Source organism: Curtobacterium sp. SL109 (assembly GCF_026672405.1).
Taxonomy (GTDB): Bacteria; Actinomycetota; Actinomycetes; order Actinomycetales; family Microbacteriaceae; genus Curtobacterium.
The window spans coordinates 388,780-404,788 of record NZ_JAPPRB010000002.1 but is presented as its reverse complement, the minus strand read 5'-3'; the positions used below and the strand labels follow the sequence as shown (position 1 = coordinate 404,788).

Annotated in this window: 16 protein-coding genes; 14 read left to right on the top strand and 2 right to left on the bottom strand. The window is 72.7% G+C overall.

Translation table 11 applies throughout. The features are described 5' to 3' along the window. Positions 1–35 precede the first annotated feature (35 nt). The 7 genes from OVA28_RS03275 to OVA28_RS03245 all read left to right on the top strand — a co-directional run bounded on the left by OVA28_RS03275 (position 36) and on the right by OVA28_RS03245 (position 7,328). Positions 36–986 (top strand): carbohydrate ABC transporter permease, encoded by a 951-nt coding sequence (locus OVA28_RS03275; RefSeq protein WP_194659451.1) that lies wholly within the window; start codon positions 36–38, stop codon positions 984–986. Next, on the top strand, positions 983–1,891 hold the full coding sequence (locus OVA28_RS03270; protein ID WP_194659450.1) for a carbohydrate ABC transporter permease: 909 nt from the start codon (positions 983–985) through the stop codon (positions 1,889–1,891). Before OVA28_RS03275 ends, OVA28_RS03270 begins: the two co-directional genes overlap by 4 nt. Before the next feature lie 11 nt (positions 1,892–1,902). After that, on the top strand, positions 1,903–2,688 hold the full coding sequence (locus tag OVA28_RS03265) for a hypothetical protein (RefSeq protein ID WP_268095734.1): 786 nt from the start codon (positions 1,903–1,905) through the stop codon (positions 2,686–2,688). After that, positions 2,685–2,912 carry a hypothetical protein gene (locus tag OVA28_RS03260; RefSeq protein WP_268095733.1) on the top strand — a complete coding sequence of 76 codons (228 nt, stop codon included), beginning with the start codon at positions 2,685–2,687 and terminating at the stop codon, positions 2,910–2,912. Before OVA28_RS03265 ends, OVA28_RS03260 begins: the two co-directional genes overlap by 4 nt. 28 nt (positions 2,913–2,940) lie before the next feature. After that, a complete protein-coding gene (locus OVA28_RS03255; RefSeq protein ID WP_268095731.1) occupies positions 2,941–4,626 on the top strand; it encodes a bifunctional 3'-5' exonuclease/DNA polymerase in 1,686 nt (561 codons plus the stop codon). Between the two features lie 205 nt (positions 4,627–4,831). Then, positions 4,832–5,674, top strand: a complete 843-nt coding sequence (locus OVA28_RS03250) for a phosphatase PAP2 family protein (RefSeq protein WP_194659446.1) — start codon at positions 4,832–4,834, stop codon at positions 5,672–5,674. A 49-nt stretch (positions 5,675–5,723) separates the two neighbouring features. After that, the gene (locus tag OVA28_RS03245) at positions 5,724–7,328 is read left to right on the top strand and encodes a serine/threonine-protein kinase (protein ID WP_268095730.1); all 1,605 of its coding nucleotides are present in this window, start codon (positions 5,724–5,726) and stop codon (positions 7,326–7,328) included. 3 nt (positions 7,329–7,331) lie between these two features. On the opposite strand, the gene OVA28_RS03240 is transcribed toward OVA28_RS03245, so the two are convergent. Further along, positions 7,332–8,192, bottom strand: coding sequence for an NmrA family NAD(P)-binding protein (locus tag OVA28_RS03240; protein WP_268095729.1), 861 nt, complete (start codon positions 8,190–8,192; stop codon positions 7,332–7,334). 86 nt (positions 8,193–8,278) lie between these two features. Here OVA28_RS03240 and OVA28_RS03235 point away from each other — a divergent pair, with 86 nt between their 5' ends. The 4 genes from OVA28_RS03235 (at position 8,279) to OVA28_RS03220 (ending at position 12,807) form a co-directional block, all read left to right on the top strand. Continuing rightward, on the top strand, positions 8,279–8,992 hold the full coding sequence (locus OVA28_RS03235) for a TetR/AcrR family transcriptional regulator (RefSeq protein WP_268095728.1): 714 nt from the start codon (positions 8,279–8,281) through the stop codon (positions 8,990–8,992). Positions 8,993–9,065: 73 nt separating this feature from the next. Further along, positions 9,066–12,224, top strand: coding sequence for a GH92 family glycosyl hydrolase (locus OVA28_RS03230; RefSeq protein ID WP_268095727.1), 3,159 nt, complete (start codon positions 9,066–9,068; stop codon positions 12,222–12,224). Between the two features lie 34 nt (positions 12,225–12,258). Next, positions 12,259–12,534, top strand: a complete 276-nt coding sequence (locus OVA28_RS03225) for a hypothetical protein (RefSeq protein WP_268095726.1) — start codon at positions 12,259–12,261, stop codon at positions 12,532–12,534. Between the two features lie 33 nt (positions 12,535–12,567). Continuing rightward, positions 12,568–12,807 (top strand): hypothetical protein, encoded by a 240-nt coding sequence (locus OVA28_RS03220; protein WP_194659441.1) that lies wholly within the window; start codon positions 12,568–12,570, stop codon positions 12,805–12,807. A 3-nt stretch (positions 12,808–12,810) separates the two neighbouring features. Here the strand turns inward: OVA28_RS03220 and OVA28_RS03215 are convergent, their stop codons facing one another. Beyond that, positions 12,811–13,281: a MarR family winged helix-turn-helix transcriptional regulator gene (locus OVA28_RS03215; protein WP_194659440.1), complete on the bottom strand. Its 471-nt coding sequence runs from the start codon at positions 13,279–13,281 to the stop codon at positions 12,811–12,813. Between the two features lie 644 nt (positions 13,282–13,925). Here OVA28_RS03215 and OVA28_RS03210 point away from each other — a divergent pair. From OVA28_RS03210 to OVA28_RS03200, 3 genes are all read left to right on the top strand, one after another. Continuing rightward, entirely contained in the window at positions 13,926–14,141 is a 216-nt protein-coding gene (locus OVA28_RS03210) for a hypothetical protein (RefSeq protein ID WP_268095725.1), read from the top strand. A gap of 103 nt (positions 14,142–14,244) precedes the next feature. Further along, positions 14,245–15,129 (top strand): S26 family signal peptidase, encoded by an 885-nt coding sequence (locus OVA28_RS03205; protein WP_194659438.1) that lies wholly within the window; start codon positions 14,245–14,247, stop codon positions 15,127–15,129. Continuing rightward, positions 15,126–15,986, top strand: coding sequence for a LamG domain-containing protein (locus tag OVA28_RS03200; RefSeq protein ID WP_268095724.1), 861 nt, complete (start codon positions 15,126–15,128; stop codon positions 15,984–15,986). The genes OVA28_RS03205 and OVA28_RS03200 overlap by 4 nt, the downstream gene beginning before the upstream one ends. The last annotated feature ends 23 nt before the right edge of the window (positions 15,987–16,009 follow it).

The window sequence follows — 16,009 nt, the reverse complement described above, 5'->3', positions numbered from 1 at the left end:
ACCCGATCCGACCGCCCTGGCCGAGGAGCGACCCGATGACGACCACCACCCAGCACCGTGACGCCGCGCAGGCGTCCCCGCCCCCGACGACCCCCGGGGCCCGCCGCGCCGGCGCCCCGCGCACCGACGGCTTCTGGCCGTGGCTGTTCGTCCTGCCGCTGCTCATCGGCGTCGGCACGTTCTTCATCTGGCCGATCATCCAGACGTTCTACTACTCGTTCACCAGCTGGGGGGTGTTCGGCGGGTCGAGCTTCACCGGCATCGCGAACTACGTCCGCCTGGTCTCCGACCCGCAGCTCTACCAGTCGCTGCTCAACACGATCATCTACACGGCGATCGTCCTGCTCGGCATCCCGATCGCGGTGTGGCTCGCGAGCCTGCTGAACACCCCCGGCCTGCGGTTCGCACAGTTCTACCGCGTGCTGTTCTTCCTGCCCTACGTGGCGATGCCGGCCGCGATCGCCCTGGTGTGGCGCATCATGTTCAACGGCGACTTCGGCATCGTGAACTCGTTCCTCCGGGTGTTCGGCATCGACGGCCCGTACTGGATCTCCACCCCGGGCTTCGCGCTCGTCGCCGTCTCCCTGGTGGGACTGTGGTCCTCGCTCGGCTTCTCGATGATCATCCTCGGCGCCGGCCTGAAGGACATCCCGCCGGAGCTGTACGAGGCGGCCGAGCTCGACGGTGCCAGCCGCTGGCGCCAGTTCCGCTCGGTCACGGTGCCGCTCCTCAGCCCGAGCATCTTCTTCGTGCTCATCGTCACGACGATCTCGAGCTTCCAGCTGTTCGACCTGCTCTACGCGATCCTCGGCCCCTTGAACCCGGTGATCCCGAAGACGATGTCCCTCGTCTTCTACTTCTACAACTCCGGGTTCGTCGACGGTGACAAGGGCTTCGCGGCAGCGATCGCGATGGTCATCTTCCTGCTGATCGGCATCATCACGGTCATCCAGTTCCGCGTCCAGAAGAAGTGGGTCCAGTCATGACCGGCATCATCGAAGCTCGCGGTCCCAAGGCCGCCGTCGCCACGAAGGCCTCCAGCCGCACCCGGACCAGCACCCGGTCCCGCCCGCGTCGGCGGCAGGGCAGCCACTGGTGGATCCACGTCGTGCTCGGCGTCGGCGGGTTCGTCATGGCGTTCCCGTTCATCTGGCAGATCATCATGGCGCTGTCGACCAACGCGCAGGTGACCTCACCGACGCCGGTGTTCTGGCCGGGGCAGCTGCAGTGGCAGAACTTCGCGCAGGTGTTCGAGCGGCTGCCGTTCCTGAGCCAGCTCGCGACGTCCGTCTGGGTCACGCTGATCCGCACCGTCGCGCAGATCATCCTCTGCACCTTCGCCGGGTACGCCTTCGCGCGCATGCGGTTCAAGGGCCGCGGTCTCATCCTCGGGATCGTGCTGTCGATCCTGCTCGTGCCGTCGCAGGTGTACCTGATCTCGCAGTACCAGATCGTGCAGGGCCTCGGCTGGCTCGACACCCTCGCCGGCATCGTCGCGCCTGGCCTGTTCAGCGCGTTCGGCACCTTCCTGATGCGGACGGCGTTCCTGAACATGCCGGCCGAGCTCGAGGAGGCCGCCCGCATGGACGGCGCGAACCCGTTCCAGACGTTCTGGCGGATCATGCTGCCCCTGGCACGGCCGTCGATGAGCGTGCTCGCGATCACCACCGTGCTCTGGTCCTGGAACGAACTGCTCTGGCCCCTCGTGGTCTCGACCCGCGCCGAGTCGATGCCGCTGGCCGCCGGGCTCGCGACGCTGTCGAGCGACCGGACCGTCAACTACCCGGTGCTGATGGCCGCGAGCCTGATGGCCATGGCCCCGGTGCTGATCATGTTCATCGTGCTCCAGCGTCGCGTGATCGACGGGCTCGCCTCGTCCGGTCTGAAGTAGGGGAGCGACCGGTGGCGGACACGACCAGCCTGGAGGCCCTCCCCGCCTCCGTCGCGCTCCTCGCGGCCGCCGTCGGTTCCGACCAGGACCCCGACGACACCGCGCGGGCGCTCGCCGCGAGCGTCGCGCACGTCCCGGCGTCCGAGCGGGACGAGCGCGCGTTCGCCGCCGTCCTCGCGGTCCTGCCGACGACCCGCGCGTGGCTCGTCGCCCACGGTCTGTCGGCGGCGCAGGCGGACGCGAGCATCGCGGACGTGCCGCGGAAACGTGACCGGTACGGGATCCTCGGCACCGGGATGGGCTGGTTCTGCGGGATCGTGACCGGACGCGTGGTGGCCGTGGGGCGCCTCCAGTTCGAGGTCGGGACCCACCTGCCCGACGGGACAGCCGCATGGGGCGTCCACGTCCCCGAGACCGGCCCGCTCGACCCGGAGGCCTGCTCGCGGTCGTTCGCCGCCGCGCCGGAGGTGCTCCGTCGGCTGGCGCCCGAGCACGAGGCGACGGTGTGGAGCTGCCGGTCCTGGACCCTCGACCCCGGGCTCGCGGCCGCGCTCGGTCCCGAGGCCAACCTGGTCCGGTTCGCCGAGCGCTTCGCCCTGCTCCCGCCCGAGCCGCACGACGAGGAGGAGGGCGACGACAGCGCCGCCAAGTTCGTCTTCGGCACCGACCTCGACGTCGCCCGCACCACCGTGCCGCGCGGCCGCGTGCAGACCGCGGTGCACGAGCGGTGGGCGGCCGGCGGGCACTGGACGGAACGCACCGGCACAGCGCCCGTCGGGGTACCGTCCTCGGCATGAGCGAACCGGACCGCGACCACCTCGACGACGGCGTCGACATGACCTTCGACGAGCGGCGCCACGACACCCTGCGCCGGATGTCCGGGTCGGACGCCCACGACGAGGCCCCACGGGTCGAGGTCGACAAGCTCGACGACGGCACCGTGCGCATCGACGTCGCGGACAGCGCTGCCGTCCGCCCGGGCGACCCCGACGGCCACGCCGCGGAGCACCCCGGACGCTGACGACGGTGGGGCACGGCATGATCGGTGCGTGCACCTCGTCCTCAGTCGCGTCGACGGCGGCGTCCTCGCGACGCCCCTGACCGACTCGGGGACCCCGCAGGGCGAGCCGACCCGGATCGAGGAGTCGAGCCTCCCGGCCTTCGTCGCGCAGCACGAGGCGACCGGGCTCCGCTGGGTGTGGGACGACACCGCCCGGTGGTACCCGGCCGTGCTCGCGGCAGGCGGTCGCGTCGCCCGGTGCGTCGACCTGCGGCTCGGCCACCGGATCCTGCGGTCGGCGCTCGCCGCGCGCGGGTCCGCCCTGCAGCAGGCCCCCGACGGGCCGTGGGACCAGGCCGCTCCGCTCGAGCGCCCCGCGCGGCCGGCCCAGACGCAGCTCTTCGACGACGCGCTGTTCGGCAGCGGGCGCCCCGACGACGCCGCCGACCCGGTCGCCGAGCTCCAGGCGCAGCTCGCCGCCGTGGCCGGGGCGACCGACCCCGGGGCGCTCCGGCTGCTGCTCGCGGCCGAGTCCGCCGGCTCCCTCGTCGCGGCGGAGATGCGCTTCGGCGGGCTGCCCTGGCGGGTCGACGTGCACGAACGGCTGCTCGAGGACACCCTCGGTCCACGGGTGCCGTACGGGGTCCGGCCGCGACGGCTCGAGGAGATCGCCGACGTCCTCCGCGCTCGGCTCGACGACCCCGCGCTCAACCCGGACTCGCCCGCCGAGGTGCTGCGGTCCCTGCGCCGGGCGGGACTCGTCGTCGAGAGCACCCGGAAGTGGGAGCTCCAGCAGCTCGAGCACCCGGCGATCGAACCGCTGCTCGAGTACAAGCGCCTGTACCGGCTGCTCACCGCCAACGGCTGGTCCTGGCTCGACGAGTGGGTGCAGGACGGCCGCTTCCACCCGGAGTACGCCGTCGGCGGCGTCGTCACCGGGCGGTGGGCCGCGAACGGCGGCGGGGCGATGCAGCTGCCCAAGGCCGTCCGGGCCGCGGTGGTCGCCGACGAGGGGTGGAAGCTCGTGGTGGCCGACGCCGCACAGCTCGAGCCGCGGGTGCTCGCCGCGATGGCGGGTGACCTCGCGATGGCCTCGGCGGGCGACGGGCGCGACCTCTACGACGGTGTCGTGGCCTCGGGGGCGGTCGAGACCCGGCAGCAGGCCAAGGGCGCGATGCTCGGCGCGATGTACGGCGCCACCCAGGGCGAGGGCGGCCGACTCGTGCCGCGGTTGGCGCGGGCGTTCCCCCGGGCGCTGGACCTCGTCGAGCAGGCAGCGCGGGCGGGGGAGCGCGGTGAGCCCGTCACGACGCGGCTCGGGCGGACGTCCCCGGTGCCCGAGGCCTCGTGGTTCGAGGCCAGGAACCGCGCGTGGAGCGTCGAGGGCACGCCGGCGATGCAGCGCGCCGTGGAGTCCCGCGCGCGCAGCTGGGGGCGCTTCACGCGGAACTTCGTCGTCCAGGGCACGGCGGCCGAGTGGGCACTGTCGTGGATGGCGTCCCTGCGGACGCGGCTCGCTGCCCGGTGGCAGGGGCCCGTGCGCGACGGCGCCCACCTGGTGTTCTTCGTGCACGACGAGATCGTGGTGCACGCGCCCGCAGCCGATGCCGCCTGGGTGGCCGAGCAGGTCGCGGCGGCGGCGGTCGACGCCGGTCGGATCCTGTTCGGCACCTTCCCGATCACGTTCCCCCTGTCGGTCTCCGTCGTCGACGACTACGGCAGCGCGAAGGACTGACGCGCGCCGTCGTGGGCGCAGGCCGACGGGCGTTCTCGTTCGCGGCGATGACGGATCTGGTTCGCGATCCTCGGGGTCCGAGAACCGGATCCGTCAGCGGCAGATCCGAGAACCGCCCTCCGCCCGTCACCCTGCGAGACATCGTGCGGGACACCGGGCGGGACGGCGCGCGGGGCTCTCGGGTGGGGGCGGGCACGCTGGGCAGATGGACAGCGAGCAACGAGCACGTGAACCCGGGCACCCGGAGCAGGCCGACCGGACACTCGGGGACGTCGACCTCACCACGTGGCGCACCCCGGCCGGTCGGGCGTCGGCCGAGGCGTCCGTGCGACTCGGGCACCGCTTCGGCGCCCTGCCCGTGCTCGTCGTCACGCTCCTCATCGGCATCGCGATCGCCGCGCTGGCCACCCTGCTCGCATCCGAGGTCTACGACGCCGTGCGCGAGGCCGACGACGTCGCCGTGCTCGACCGCCCGGTGCTCGACTGGATGATGTCGGTGCGGACGCCCGGCCTCGACACCGCCGTGACGTGGTGGACGAACGTCGCGGGGACGATCGGGATGCCCATCGTGGCGATCGCCTTCCTGGTCGGGTTCACGATCCAGCGGCGCCGGTGGACGCCCGTCGTGCTGCTCGTCGCCGCGAGCGGGGGATCGCTCCTCATGACCATCGCCGGCAAGGACCTCATCGGCCGGGCCCGTCCGCCCCGTGCCGACGCCGTGCCGCCGTACGAGCACTCGCCCTCGTTCCCCTCGGGGCACACGCTGAACGCCACGGTCATCGTCGGGTCGATCGTCTACCTGCTCATCCTGCGGCAGTCCCGCCGGGTGGCACGAGTGACGACGATCGTCGCGGGGACGCTCTTCGTGCTGTCCGTCGGGGTCTCCCGCGTGTTCCTCGGGCACCACTGGTTGACGGACGTGCTGGCCGCGTGGGCGCTCGGGATCGCCTGGCTCGCGCTCGTCGTCACGGCGCACCGGCTCTACCTGACAGCCCTCGCCCGCGACCGCCACGGCGACCGCGTGCCCGTCGCCCGACACGAGGGCTAGCACTCCGCGCACGTCGTCGTGGTCAGGTGCTGCCGGTAGGTTTCCGGGCATGGCAGAACGGGTCTTCGGCGGCAGGTACCGAGTCACAGGCACCCTCGGGCACGGGGGGATGGCCTCGGTGTACCGCGCGGTCGACGAGCAGCTCGGGCGCGAGGTCGCGGTCAAGGTCTTCCGGATGGGCTCCGTCGACCACGGTGAGCGTGCCCGTGCCGAGGCGGAGATCCAGGTCCTCGCGGGCCTGCGCAGCCCGTCCCTCGTGACGCTCTACGACGCCGCCCTCGACGACGCCGACGGGGACTCCTACCTCGTGATGGAGCTCGTCCCCGGCAGCGACCTCGCCACCCGACTCGGCGAAGGGCCCCTCGACCGCGCCACCACCGCGCGTGTCGGGGCGCAGATCGCCGACGGCCTCGCCGCCGTGCACGCGCAGGGCATCGTCCACCGCGACGTCAAGCCCGCCAACGTCCTGCTCGAGTCCGACGGCTCCCACGTCAAGCTCGCCGACTTCGGCATCGCCCTGCTCCGCGACGCCGCCCGGGTCACCGGCACGGGCGCCGTGATGGGCACCGCCGCCTACCTCGCACCGGAGCAGGTCACCGCCCAGGCCATCAGCGGCAAGTCCGACGTCTACGCCCTCGGCCTGGTGCTGCTCGAGGCCCTCACCGGCACCCGACCGTTCCCCGGCAGCGCGATCGAGTCCGCCACCGCGCGGCTGATGCGCTCGCCGGAGATCGACCCGCACCTGCCCACCGCCTGGCGCACGCTGCTGCACGTCATGACGGCGACCGACCCCGCCGAGCGCCCGACCGCCGCCGAGGCGGCCGAACGCCTGCGCGCACTCGGCCGCGCCGACGTCGAGCCCGCCACGCAGCTCCTGCCGGGAGGCCCCGGTACCGTCACCGCGGCGGCTGCGGCCGCCGGGGCGGCAGCGGCCACGGCCGCGATGGACACTCCGACGCAGGCCTGGGACGACCAGGCCACCCGCGCGATGCCCGTGAACGGGAACGGTGGCGCGGACGACGCGACGCGCCTGCTGCCGGCGGGACGAGCCTCCGACCAGGACGACGTGTCGACCACCGTCCTCGGCGCCCAGCGTGGCGGTGGTGGCGCCGGCGGCGGTGTGCCCGCGGCGCCGGCGCGACCGGCACCCCGACCGGAGGAGCCGGAGCGGAAGAGCCGTCGCGGACTGGTGATCACGCTCGTGGTCCTCGGCGTGCTGGTGCTCGCCGGGATCATCGGGGCCCTGGCGTTCGCGAACGGCGGCGGGACCCCCGCACCGACCGAGTCGTCGTCCTCCACGCCGGAGCAGCCGCAGCAGGACCCGTCGGAGGACGCGTCCCAGCCCGCCGAGCAGCCGTCCGAGCCCGCGGAGCAGCAGCCGTCCGAACCGGCCGAGCAGCAGCCCTCCGAACCCGCCGAGCAGCAGCCGTCGGAGCCCGCCGAGCCGTCCCAGCCGGCCGAGCCGACGACGGGTCCGCAGCCGACGGTGCAGCCGACGCTGCCGGTGCAGACACCGGCGGCCGACACCGGAGCCGCCGGCACGTCGAACGGCACCTCCACCGGCACGACCGACACGACCGACACGTCGGTGGTCGCTCCGGCGAAGACCGGGCCCGGCAACTCGGAGAACGCGCCGGGCCACAACAAGGGCTGACGCTCAGCGGGCGAGCGCGGCCTCGATCGCAGCGCGGACGGTGAGCGGCTCCCGACCGAGCAGCTGGCCGAGCAGCGGGTCGACCTCGTCGAACTCCCGGGCCCTGGCGCCGTGGAACATCCCGAGCAGCAGGCGTGCGGCGGGTTCCGGCGTGCCGTGGGCGATCTGCTCGGCGAGCCACTCGTCGTCGTCGACGACGGTGCGCCGCACGGTCGTGCCGGTGACCTCGGACAGGACCCGGGCGACGTCGTCGAACGTGACGGCCGCGGTCGCGGTGAGGGCAGGGGTGGGGCCGTCGATCATCGGACCCTGCGCGAGCAGGACGGCGTCGCCGGCGGCCAGGTCCTCGCGGGCGGTCCACGAGACCGGGCCGTCCTCGGGCAGGAGCAGCTCGCCGCGCTCGACGGCCCCGGCGATGAGCCACCCGAGGGTGTGGGCGTAGAAGCCGTTCCGCAGCGAGGTCCACGGCGTCCCGAGCTCGGCGAGCGCTGCCTCGGTCGCGGCGTGGTCGACGGCGAACGGCACGGGGGAGTCCGCCCGCGTGTCCTGGTGCGCCGTGTAGAACACCCGCTCGGCGCCGGCGTCCCGGGCTGCCCGAGCCGCGGCCGCGTGCAGGGCGACACCCTCGGGCCCGAGGGTCGAGCCGGACACGACGAGCACCCGGTCGGCGTCCGCGAAGGCGTGGGCCAGGGAGTCCGGGTCGGCGAAGTCGCCCTGCCGCACCCGCACGCCGAGCCCGGCGAGGTCCTGGGCCTTCGCGGTGTCGCGGACGCTCACCCCGACCTCGGACGGCGGCAGGTGGCGCAGGAGTTCGTGGACGGTGGCGGAGCCGAGTGCCCCGGTCGCGCCGGTGACGATGATCATGGTGACGCCTTTCGTGTTATCAGTGGAAACACCAGAACCGTAGCATCGATAAAGCACCGGTAACAAGGACCCGTTATCGTTGGTCCATGAGCATCGTCACGCCCGAGCGCGACGCCGTCCGGGCGCGGATCGTCGACGTCGCGTCCGAGCTGCTGGCCTCCGGCGGGCCCCAGGCCGTCACGACCCGGGCCGTCGCCGCCGCGGCCGGGGTGCAGGCGCCGACGATCTACCGGCAGTTCGGCGACAAGGACGGCCTGCTCGAGGCCGTCGCGGACCAGGTCTTCGCCGCCTACGTCGCCAGCAAGACGGTGCCCGACGACGTCGACCCCGTCGAGCACCTCCGCGACTCGTTCGACGCCCACGTCACGTTCGGCCTGGCGAACCCCGGCCTGACCGCCCTGCTCTCCGACCCGTTGCGCCCCCGCTCCGACGCCGAGGACCGCGGCATCGCCGTCCTGCGCGAGCGGATCCACCGCGTTGCCCTCGCCGGGCGGCTCCGCGTGCCGGAAGCCCGTGCGGTGTCGCTCGTGCACGCGATCGGCGTCGGCCTGGTCCTGGCGCTGCTCGGCACCCCGGTGGACGAGCGTGATCCGGCGCTCACCGATGCGGCGTGGGACGCGCTGGCGTCGGCGATCCTGACGGACGACAGAGAGGTGGCCCAGGCCTCCGGTGCCGCCGTGGCCGGTGACGCGCGTGCTGCGGCCGTGCGGCTCGCGGCCGACGACGACGCCCTCGCCGCACTGTCCCCGGCGGAGCGTGGGCTGCTGCACGACTGGCTGGCCCGCATCGCGAGCGCCTGACCGCGAGCGCGTGCCTGACCGGGGAACGCGGCCGGCGGTTTCGTCCATCCTGTGGAGCAAATAGGCTGGGGACGTGCGAGAACTGCAACGGAGCGGTGGCCCGACGACGGCCGTCGCAGCCAGGGACCATGTCGGCTTCACGTCGCTCGAGGGGCTCCTCGTCGAGCGACCAGCGGGCTCGGACACGGTCGACGCCCTCGTCCCCGGGTTCGCCGGACGGACGATCCGGTCCGGGGACCGCCTGTCCTGGGTCTGGTTCCCCGAGCGCACCCTGCCCGACGGCCAGGACGAGCCCACCGAGGTCGACCTCGCCCACTTCTGGGACGCGACCGCCTTCACCCTCGACGTCGTCTTCACCGACGGCTCCCGGCTGTCCGACGACGCCCACGACCAGTACGGCGACGGCCTGACCCCGGCCGCGCAGGACGCTGCCCGCAAGCAGTGGGTGGACCAGTGGAACCGGCGCGAGGTCGACCTCGCCTCCGTCACGGGGCGCGTCGTCGACCGCCTGGAGGCCCGGCTCGGCTGCGGCACGCCCGCTGCGGACACGGACGCGCGCATCCACGCAGCCTCGCCCGCTCTCCGCGGCTGGCTCGACGACGTCCGGATCGAGGCGCCACGTCGACCCGCGCCCACCCGTCCGCTGGACCACGTCCGCACCACCCGCGGCACGCAGGCGTCGTCCCGGTTCTCCCGCGGCAACAACGCCCCGCTCGTCGGGCTGCCGCACGGCGGGGTCTTCGGCCTGCCGATGACCGACGCCGCCAGCAACCGGTGGCCGTACGCGTACCAGGAGCACAACCGCGCGAGCGACAACCGCCCCGCGATCCAGGCCTTCGCCACGAGCCACATCCCGTCGCCGTGGATGGGGGACCGCGGGGTGTTCCAGGTGATGCCCTCCCCGCTGGCACAGCCCGAGGTCGACCGCACCGCCCGGGCCCTGGCCTTCGACCACGACGACGAGCTCGACGGCCCGCACCGCTACCGCGTGGCGCTCGAGCACGGCGTGACCGCGGAGATGACCCCGGGGGAGTTCGCCCTCGGCTTCCGCTTCACCGGGGTGCGGAGCATCGTGCTCGACCACCACGGCCGGCTGCTCGACTGCACCGTCCGGGTCGAGGCCGACGGCACCGGGGTCGTCGACGCACACCTCGACGACCGCCCCGGCACCCCCTCGCACTTCGTGCACGTGCGGGTCCCCGGCGTGACGGAGGACCACACCGCGGTCACGGACGGCGTGCTGGCGGGGTGGTTCACCGTCGCCGGGGACACCGACGTGCTGCTCGGCATCTCGACCGTCTCGCCCGAGGACGCCCGCGCGAACCTCGACGCCGCCGGCCCGTTCGACACGATGCGCGCCCGGGCCGAGGCCGCGTGGGAGGCCGAGCTCGCGACGCTCGAGGTCGAGGGCGCCACCGACGACCAGCTGACCTCGCTCTACTCGGGCCTGTACCGGCTGTTCCTCTACCCGAACCGTGCCGGCGAGACCGCGCTCACAGGCAGCCCACGGCATCGCTCCCCGTACGGTGCCGTGCTCGCGGAGCCGATCCGGGACGAGCCGGGCCCCGAGGTCGTCGACACCGCGATGACGACCACGAACGGGTTCTGGGACACCTACCGCACGGCCTGGCCGCTGCTCGGGCTGCTCACCCCCGACACCGCGGCCGACCTCGCGCAGGGGTTCGTCGAGCACTTCCACGACGGCGGCTGGACCCCGCGCTGGAGTGCCCCCGGCGCCGAGGACTGCATGACCGGCACCACGAGCGACACCGTCTTCGGCGACCTGGTCGCGAAGGGCGTCGACGGCTTCGACGTGGAGCAGGCCCACCGGAGCGCGGTGAAGAACGCGACCGTCCCGCCGCGTGACGAGCGTGTGGGACGCAAGGGGAGCCTCCCGGGCGCCTTCCGCGGCCACGTCGACACCGACACCGCCGAGGGGATGTCCTGGACCCTGGACGCCGCGATCAACGACTGGAGCATCGCGGTGCTCGCCACCGCGCTGGCGGAGCGCGCCACCGACGCCGCCGACGAGGAGCGGTACCGCGCCGAGGCCGAGTGGTTCGCCCGGCGGTCCCTGCAGTACCGGAACGTCTTCGACCGCCGCCGCGGGTTCTTCATCGGCCGGCGTCCGGACGGGCAGTGGCGCGAGGGCGAGGGCTACGACCCTGACCAGTGGGGTGGCGACTACACCGAGACGAACGCCTGGGGCACGATGTTCACCGCCCCGCACGACGGCGCCGGGATCGTCGACCTGCACGGCGGTCCGGAGCGCTTCGACGCCGCCGTCGACCGCTTCTTCGCGACCCAGGAGACCGGTTCGACCGACCGTGCCGGGCACTACGGCTTCGCCATCCACGAGATGACCGAGGCCCGCGACGTCCGCATGGGCATGCTCGGGCTGTCGAACCAGCCCGCGCACCACATCCCCTTCTTCCCGATGTTCACCGGCCGCCACGACGACGCGCACCGCGTCGTCCGGCAGGCAGTGGACCGGCTGTTCGTCGGCTCGGACCTCGGCCAGGGGTACCCGGGCGACGAGGACAACGGCGAGATGAGTGCCTGGTACGTCTTCGCGACGGTCGGGCTGTACCCACTGGCACCGGCGAGCGGGTCGTACGTGATCGTGCCGCCGTCGGTCCGGCGGGCGGTGCTGCGACCGGTCGGAGGCTCGCCCACCGTCATCGAGACCGCCGGCGTCGGTCGGTTCGTCGCCTCGGTGACCGTGGACGGGGAGCCCTGGACGACCGTGAGCATCCCGCACGCGGTGGTGGTCGGGGCGTCGCGGATCGTCGTGTCGCTGTCGTCGTCGCCGACCGGGTGGGCGTCGGACACGCGGCCCGTCTCGGCGTCCGAGGTGCACGGGTACCGGGACACCCCGGTCGACGTCCTGCCCGTCGGGGCCTCGCCGCTGACGGACGACACCGGGCGCACCGTGACGGCGCTCGCCACCGGCGACGTCGTGGAGGTGCCGGTGTCCGTCGGGTCCGCGGCGCTGTACACGGTGACCGTCGCCGCTGCCGGGACGTACTCGTGGGAGGTCGCGCTGGGGGACCCGGGCGCGGATCCGGGTCCTGCCGCTGGCTCGGTCGTCGTGACGGATGCCGTCTTCGACTGGGCCGGGCAGACGCGGGTGTTCCGTCTCCGTGGTGGCGGGTCGGTCTTCCGGTTCACGGCGGTCACGGACGTCGAGCTCACGCAGCTCGAGCTCATCGCGTCCGACGGACAGCGTTGACCTGTCGTTCACCCTGCCGGAGCATGCTCACCCCATGTCGATGAGCGCACCGTTCGATCCGGAACAGCAGGGCAGTGACGTCCCCGTGGACGGCTCGGATGCCTCCGAGCTCGAGGTCGAGGAGGGACGGAGTGCTGCGGAGTCCGGGACCGTCTCGACGTCGGAGGAGGCGGACGCGTCCGCGGAGCGCCTCCACGACGAGGACGAAGCCGGCGGTGGCCCCGTGTTCCGCCGGCCGCAGCCCGGTGACCGGATGGACGCGTCGGACCTCTCCGAGGAGCTGTCGGAGGACAGCGAGCTCGACTCCTAGGCTCCGCTCATCGGCGGCGGGCATGCTCGTCGCATGTCGATGAGCAGTGCGTTCGATCCGTCCAAGGGCCGCGCCATCCCCGAGGACCAGGTGACCGAGGACGGTCTCGAACTCGACGAGGACCCGGCACACGGGCTCGACATCGAGGTCGAGGTGGTCAGCCGTGCGGCTGCTGACCCCGCGGCCCCGGCGTTGTTCCTCGCACCGATGGGGTCACCGTCGCCGGCGTCCGTCCCGTCCTCGTCCGCGCTGCCGGAGGCCGACGGGGAGTAGCGGTCAGGCGCCGTCGGTGTCCTTCGCGGCGGAGATGGCGGCCGCCTGCTGCAGCAGGCCGTTCGCGATGTCGCTGAGCGCGTGGAGCAGGTCCTCGGACCCGGCGCCGTCGACCGTCCGGAGCACGTCCGCGTAGCGCTGCCGGACCTCGGCGACCAGGGCGGTGCCCGCGGCACTGAGCACGAGGTGCGAGCCCCGGCGGTCGTTCGGGTTGCGCTGGCGTTCGACGAAGCCGGCCGCGGAGAGCCGGTCGACCATGTTCGTCACCGCACCCGAGGTCAGCCCGAGGTAGCCGGCGACCTCGGTCGGGGTCGAGTACCCGGTGTCGCTGATCAGGGTGAGGGCGCGGAGGGCGCTCTCGTGGATGCCGGCGCGGGCGCTCACCTGCGTGACGACGCTCGCGTTCGCGCGCACGACCGCGTCGAACGCAGCGATGAGCTCGCTGCCGTCGCCGTCCAGTCGTCCGGGCTCCATGTCCGTCTCCCCCTCGATGTCTCGTCGCCGGACACTACACGGCGCTGTGCAAGAACGGTGGCGCAGCGGTGGCGTCCCCATTGCGGTGCCCCCTGCTCTGGGGACGGGCGCGGGGTAGCGGGTGTGTGAACGGTTGACTATCTTGATGATTAAGCAATCGCACCCCGCGGTGGCTCTCCCAGAATCCCGAACATCGAGGTACCCCGTGTCGAACCCGCTCCGCGTCTCCCCGTTGAAGCGCCTCCGCTTTGCGCCCGTCGCGCTCACCGCGGGCATCTTCGCAGCCGTCCTGCTCTCCCTCTCCCTCACCGGCACCCTCTCCGGGTTCGCGGCGAGCATCACCAACACGAGCAACACCGCCGCCACCGGCACCCTGATCATGCAGGAGCAGAACGCCGGCGCGACGGTCACCTGCCTCAGCACCGACGCCGGTTCGGTCTCCACCAACTCCGCGTCCTGCTCCACGATCAACAAGTTCGGCGGCAGCACCACGATGACCCCGGGCAACGTCGTCCAACACGGCGATCTCGATCAAGAACACCGGCACCGCCGCCGCGAGCACCTTCACGCTGACCCCGGGCGCCACCTGCACCCAGTCGGCCAACGGCACGGCGAACGGCACCGCGACCGACCTGTGCGCCAAGATGAACCTCGTCATCACCTCGGGTTCCACCACGGTCTTCTCCGGCACGCTCGCCTCCTTCAAGGGCGCCGCTGCGTCCGCCTTCACGATGCCCGCCGCCCCCGCAGCCGGTGCGTCCACCCCGTTCAACTTCGCCGTCTCGCTGGACTCCAGCGCCGGCAACACCTACCAGGGCCTCGCCGCTTCGGTGCCGATGACCTGGACCTTCACCGCCTGATCCACCCCCACCGGACGACGTCCCGCTCGCTGACCGCGACCGGGACGTCGTCTGCCCCCGTCCACCGCCACCGCACCCGGCCCGACCAGAGAGGCAGCAGACCATGAGCCAGACCACGGCCATCCCGCTGAGCGGCACGCTCAGCCGTCCGCAGCTCGGCGGGCACGCGGCGACGCGGACCGAGTCGATGACCGCCTGGACCGTCGCGGTCATCGCCGGGCTCCTGCTCGCAGCTGCCGCGGTCTTCCTCGGGAGCGGTGGGCGCTGGTTCGTCGTCGAGACGCCCTCGATGGGTCAGGCGGCCCCGGTCGGCACCCTGGTCCTCGACCTGCCGGTCACCGTCTCCTCGCTCGCGGTCGGCGACGTCGTCTCGTTCGAGACCAGCGCGAACCCGGGCGTCACGTACACGCACCGCATCATCGAGATCGACCGCGACGGTGGCATCCACACCCGCGGCGACGTGAACGGCGCCACCGACCCGTGGACGCTCACGCAGGAGAACATCGTCGGCGCACCGATCGCCCTGGTGCCGCACCTCGGCTGGCTGCTCCGCGCGGCTCCACTGCTGATGATCGGGACCCTGCTCATCTGGGTCCTCACCAGCCCCTTCACCGACAAGGTCACGCGGTCGTCGCTCCGCATCGCGGGGTCGGCCCTCACCGTGTCCTACGCGGCGTTCGTCCTCAAGCCGTTCGTGAACATCACGACGATCTCGAACACGTCCTCCGCGCACGACGTCGAGGCGACGATCATCTCCTCGGGCATGTTCCCGGTCCGGGTCGACGCGCACGGCGGCAACACCGTGCACCTCGTCGACGGCGAGGTCGGCCGCGTCACGATCCACGAGCTGACGAAGACCGGCCACTACCAACTGACGTCGAACATCGACCTCGACCCCATGGGCTGGGTGCTCCTCATCGCACTGTGCCTGATCCCGCTGGTCTGCTGCCTGATGGTCGGCCGCGTCGAGACGGTGCGTGCCGCGTGAACCTGCACCGCCTGCGCGACGGCAAGGTCGTCGCCCTCCTGCTCGTCATGGCCCTCGCGGTCGTCGTCCTGCTCAACCAGTTCGCCCCCACCCGCTCCGGCTTCAGCGCGCAGATCGCGAACAGCGCCAACTCCGCCGGCACCGCCGCATCGAACACCTGCACCGGCCAGGTCGGCTTCGACGCCGCCGCCGCGAAGGCGCTCTTCGCGTACAAGTTCACCGAGACGACGGGCTCCACCGTCGCCACGGACTTCTCCGGCAAGGCCGCCAACGGCACCTACCAGGGTCCGATGGCCGCCAGCACGCCGAGCCCGATCGCGTGCCCGCGTGATCCCGGCACGTCGTGGCTGCTCAACGGGTCGTCGAACTTCGTCTCGACGCCGGCACTCCAGCAGAACCCGACGACCTTCAGCGAAGAGGTCTGGTTCCGCACGACCGTCGCGGGTGGGCTCCTGATCGGGTTCGGCGGCAGCCAGGTGTCGGTGTCCGGGCAGCACGACCGCCAGGTCTACCTCAACACCAGCGGCCAGCTCGTGTTCGGCACGTACAACAACGGCACGCAGGTCGTCACGTCACCGAAGGCGTACAACGACGGCAGCTGGCACCACGTCGTCGCCACCATGTCCGCCGCGACCGGGATGGCGCTCTACGTCGACGGCGCGGTCGTCGCCTCGAACGCCAAGTACACCGTGCCGGAGCCGGGCAACGGCTACTGGCGCATCGGGTACGACACGGTCTCCGGCTGGCCCGGGTCCGGGTCGAACTACTACTTCACCGGCTCGATGCGCTTCGCCGCGGTCTACGGTTCGGTCCTCACCGCGGCCCAGGTGTCGAGCCACTACGCCGCCGGGCGCTGACCGTCCCCGGGCTCGCCGAGCAC

Coding starts and splice junctions, on each gene's coding strand:
- OVA28_RS03275 (WP_194659451.1), top strand. CDS start 36: ATGACGACCACCACCCAGCACCGTGACGCCGCGCAGGCGTCCCCGCCC.
- OVA28_RS03270 (WP_194659450.1), top strand. CDS start 983: ATGACCGGCATCATCGAAGCTCGCGGTCCCAAGGCCGCCGTCGCCACG.
- OVA28_RS03260 (WP_268095733.1), top strand. CDS start 2,685: ATGAGCGAACCGGACCGCGACCACCTCGACGACGGCGTCGACATGACC.
- OVA28_RS03250 (WP_194659446.1), top strand. CDS start 4,832: ATGGACAGCGAGCAACGAGCACGTGAACCCGGGCACCCGGAGCAGGCC.
- OVA28_RS03245 (WP_268095730.1), top strand. CDS start 5,724: ATGGCAGAACGGGTCTTCGGCGGCAGGTACCGAGTCACAGGCACCCTC.
- OVA28_RS03240 (WP_268095729.1), bottom strand. CDS start 8,192: ATGATCATCGTCACCGGCGCGACCGGGGCACTCGGCTCCGCCACCGTC.
- OVA28_RS03235 (WP_268095728.1), top strand. CDS start 8,279: ATGAGCATCGTCACGCCCGAGCGCGACGCCGTCCGGGCGCGGATCGTC.
- OVA28_RS03225 (WP_268095726.1), top strand. CDS start 12,259: ATGTCGATGAGCGCACCGTTCGATCCGGAACAGCAGGGCAGTGACGTC.
- OVA28_RS03220 (WP_194659441.1), top strand. CDS start 12,568: ATGTCGATGAGCAGTGCGTTCGATCCGTCCAAGGGCCGCGCCATCCCC.
- OVA28_RS03215 (WP_194659440.1), bottom strand. CDS start 13,281: ATGGAGCCCGGACGACTGGACGGCGACGGCAGCGAGCTCATCGCTGCG.
- OVA28_RS03210 (WP_268095725.1), top strand. CDS start 13,926: ATGAACCTCGTCATCACCTCGGGTTCCACCACGGTCTTCTCCGGCACG.
- OVA28_RS03205 (WP_194659438.1), top strand. CDS start 14,245: ATGAGCCAGACCACGGCCATCCCGCTGAGCGGCACGCTCAGCCGTCCG.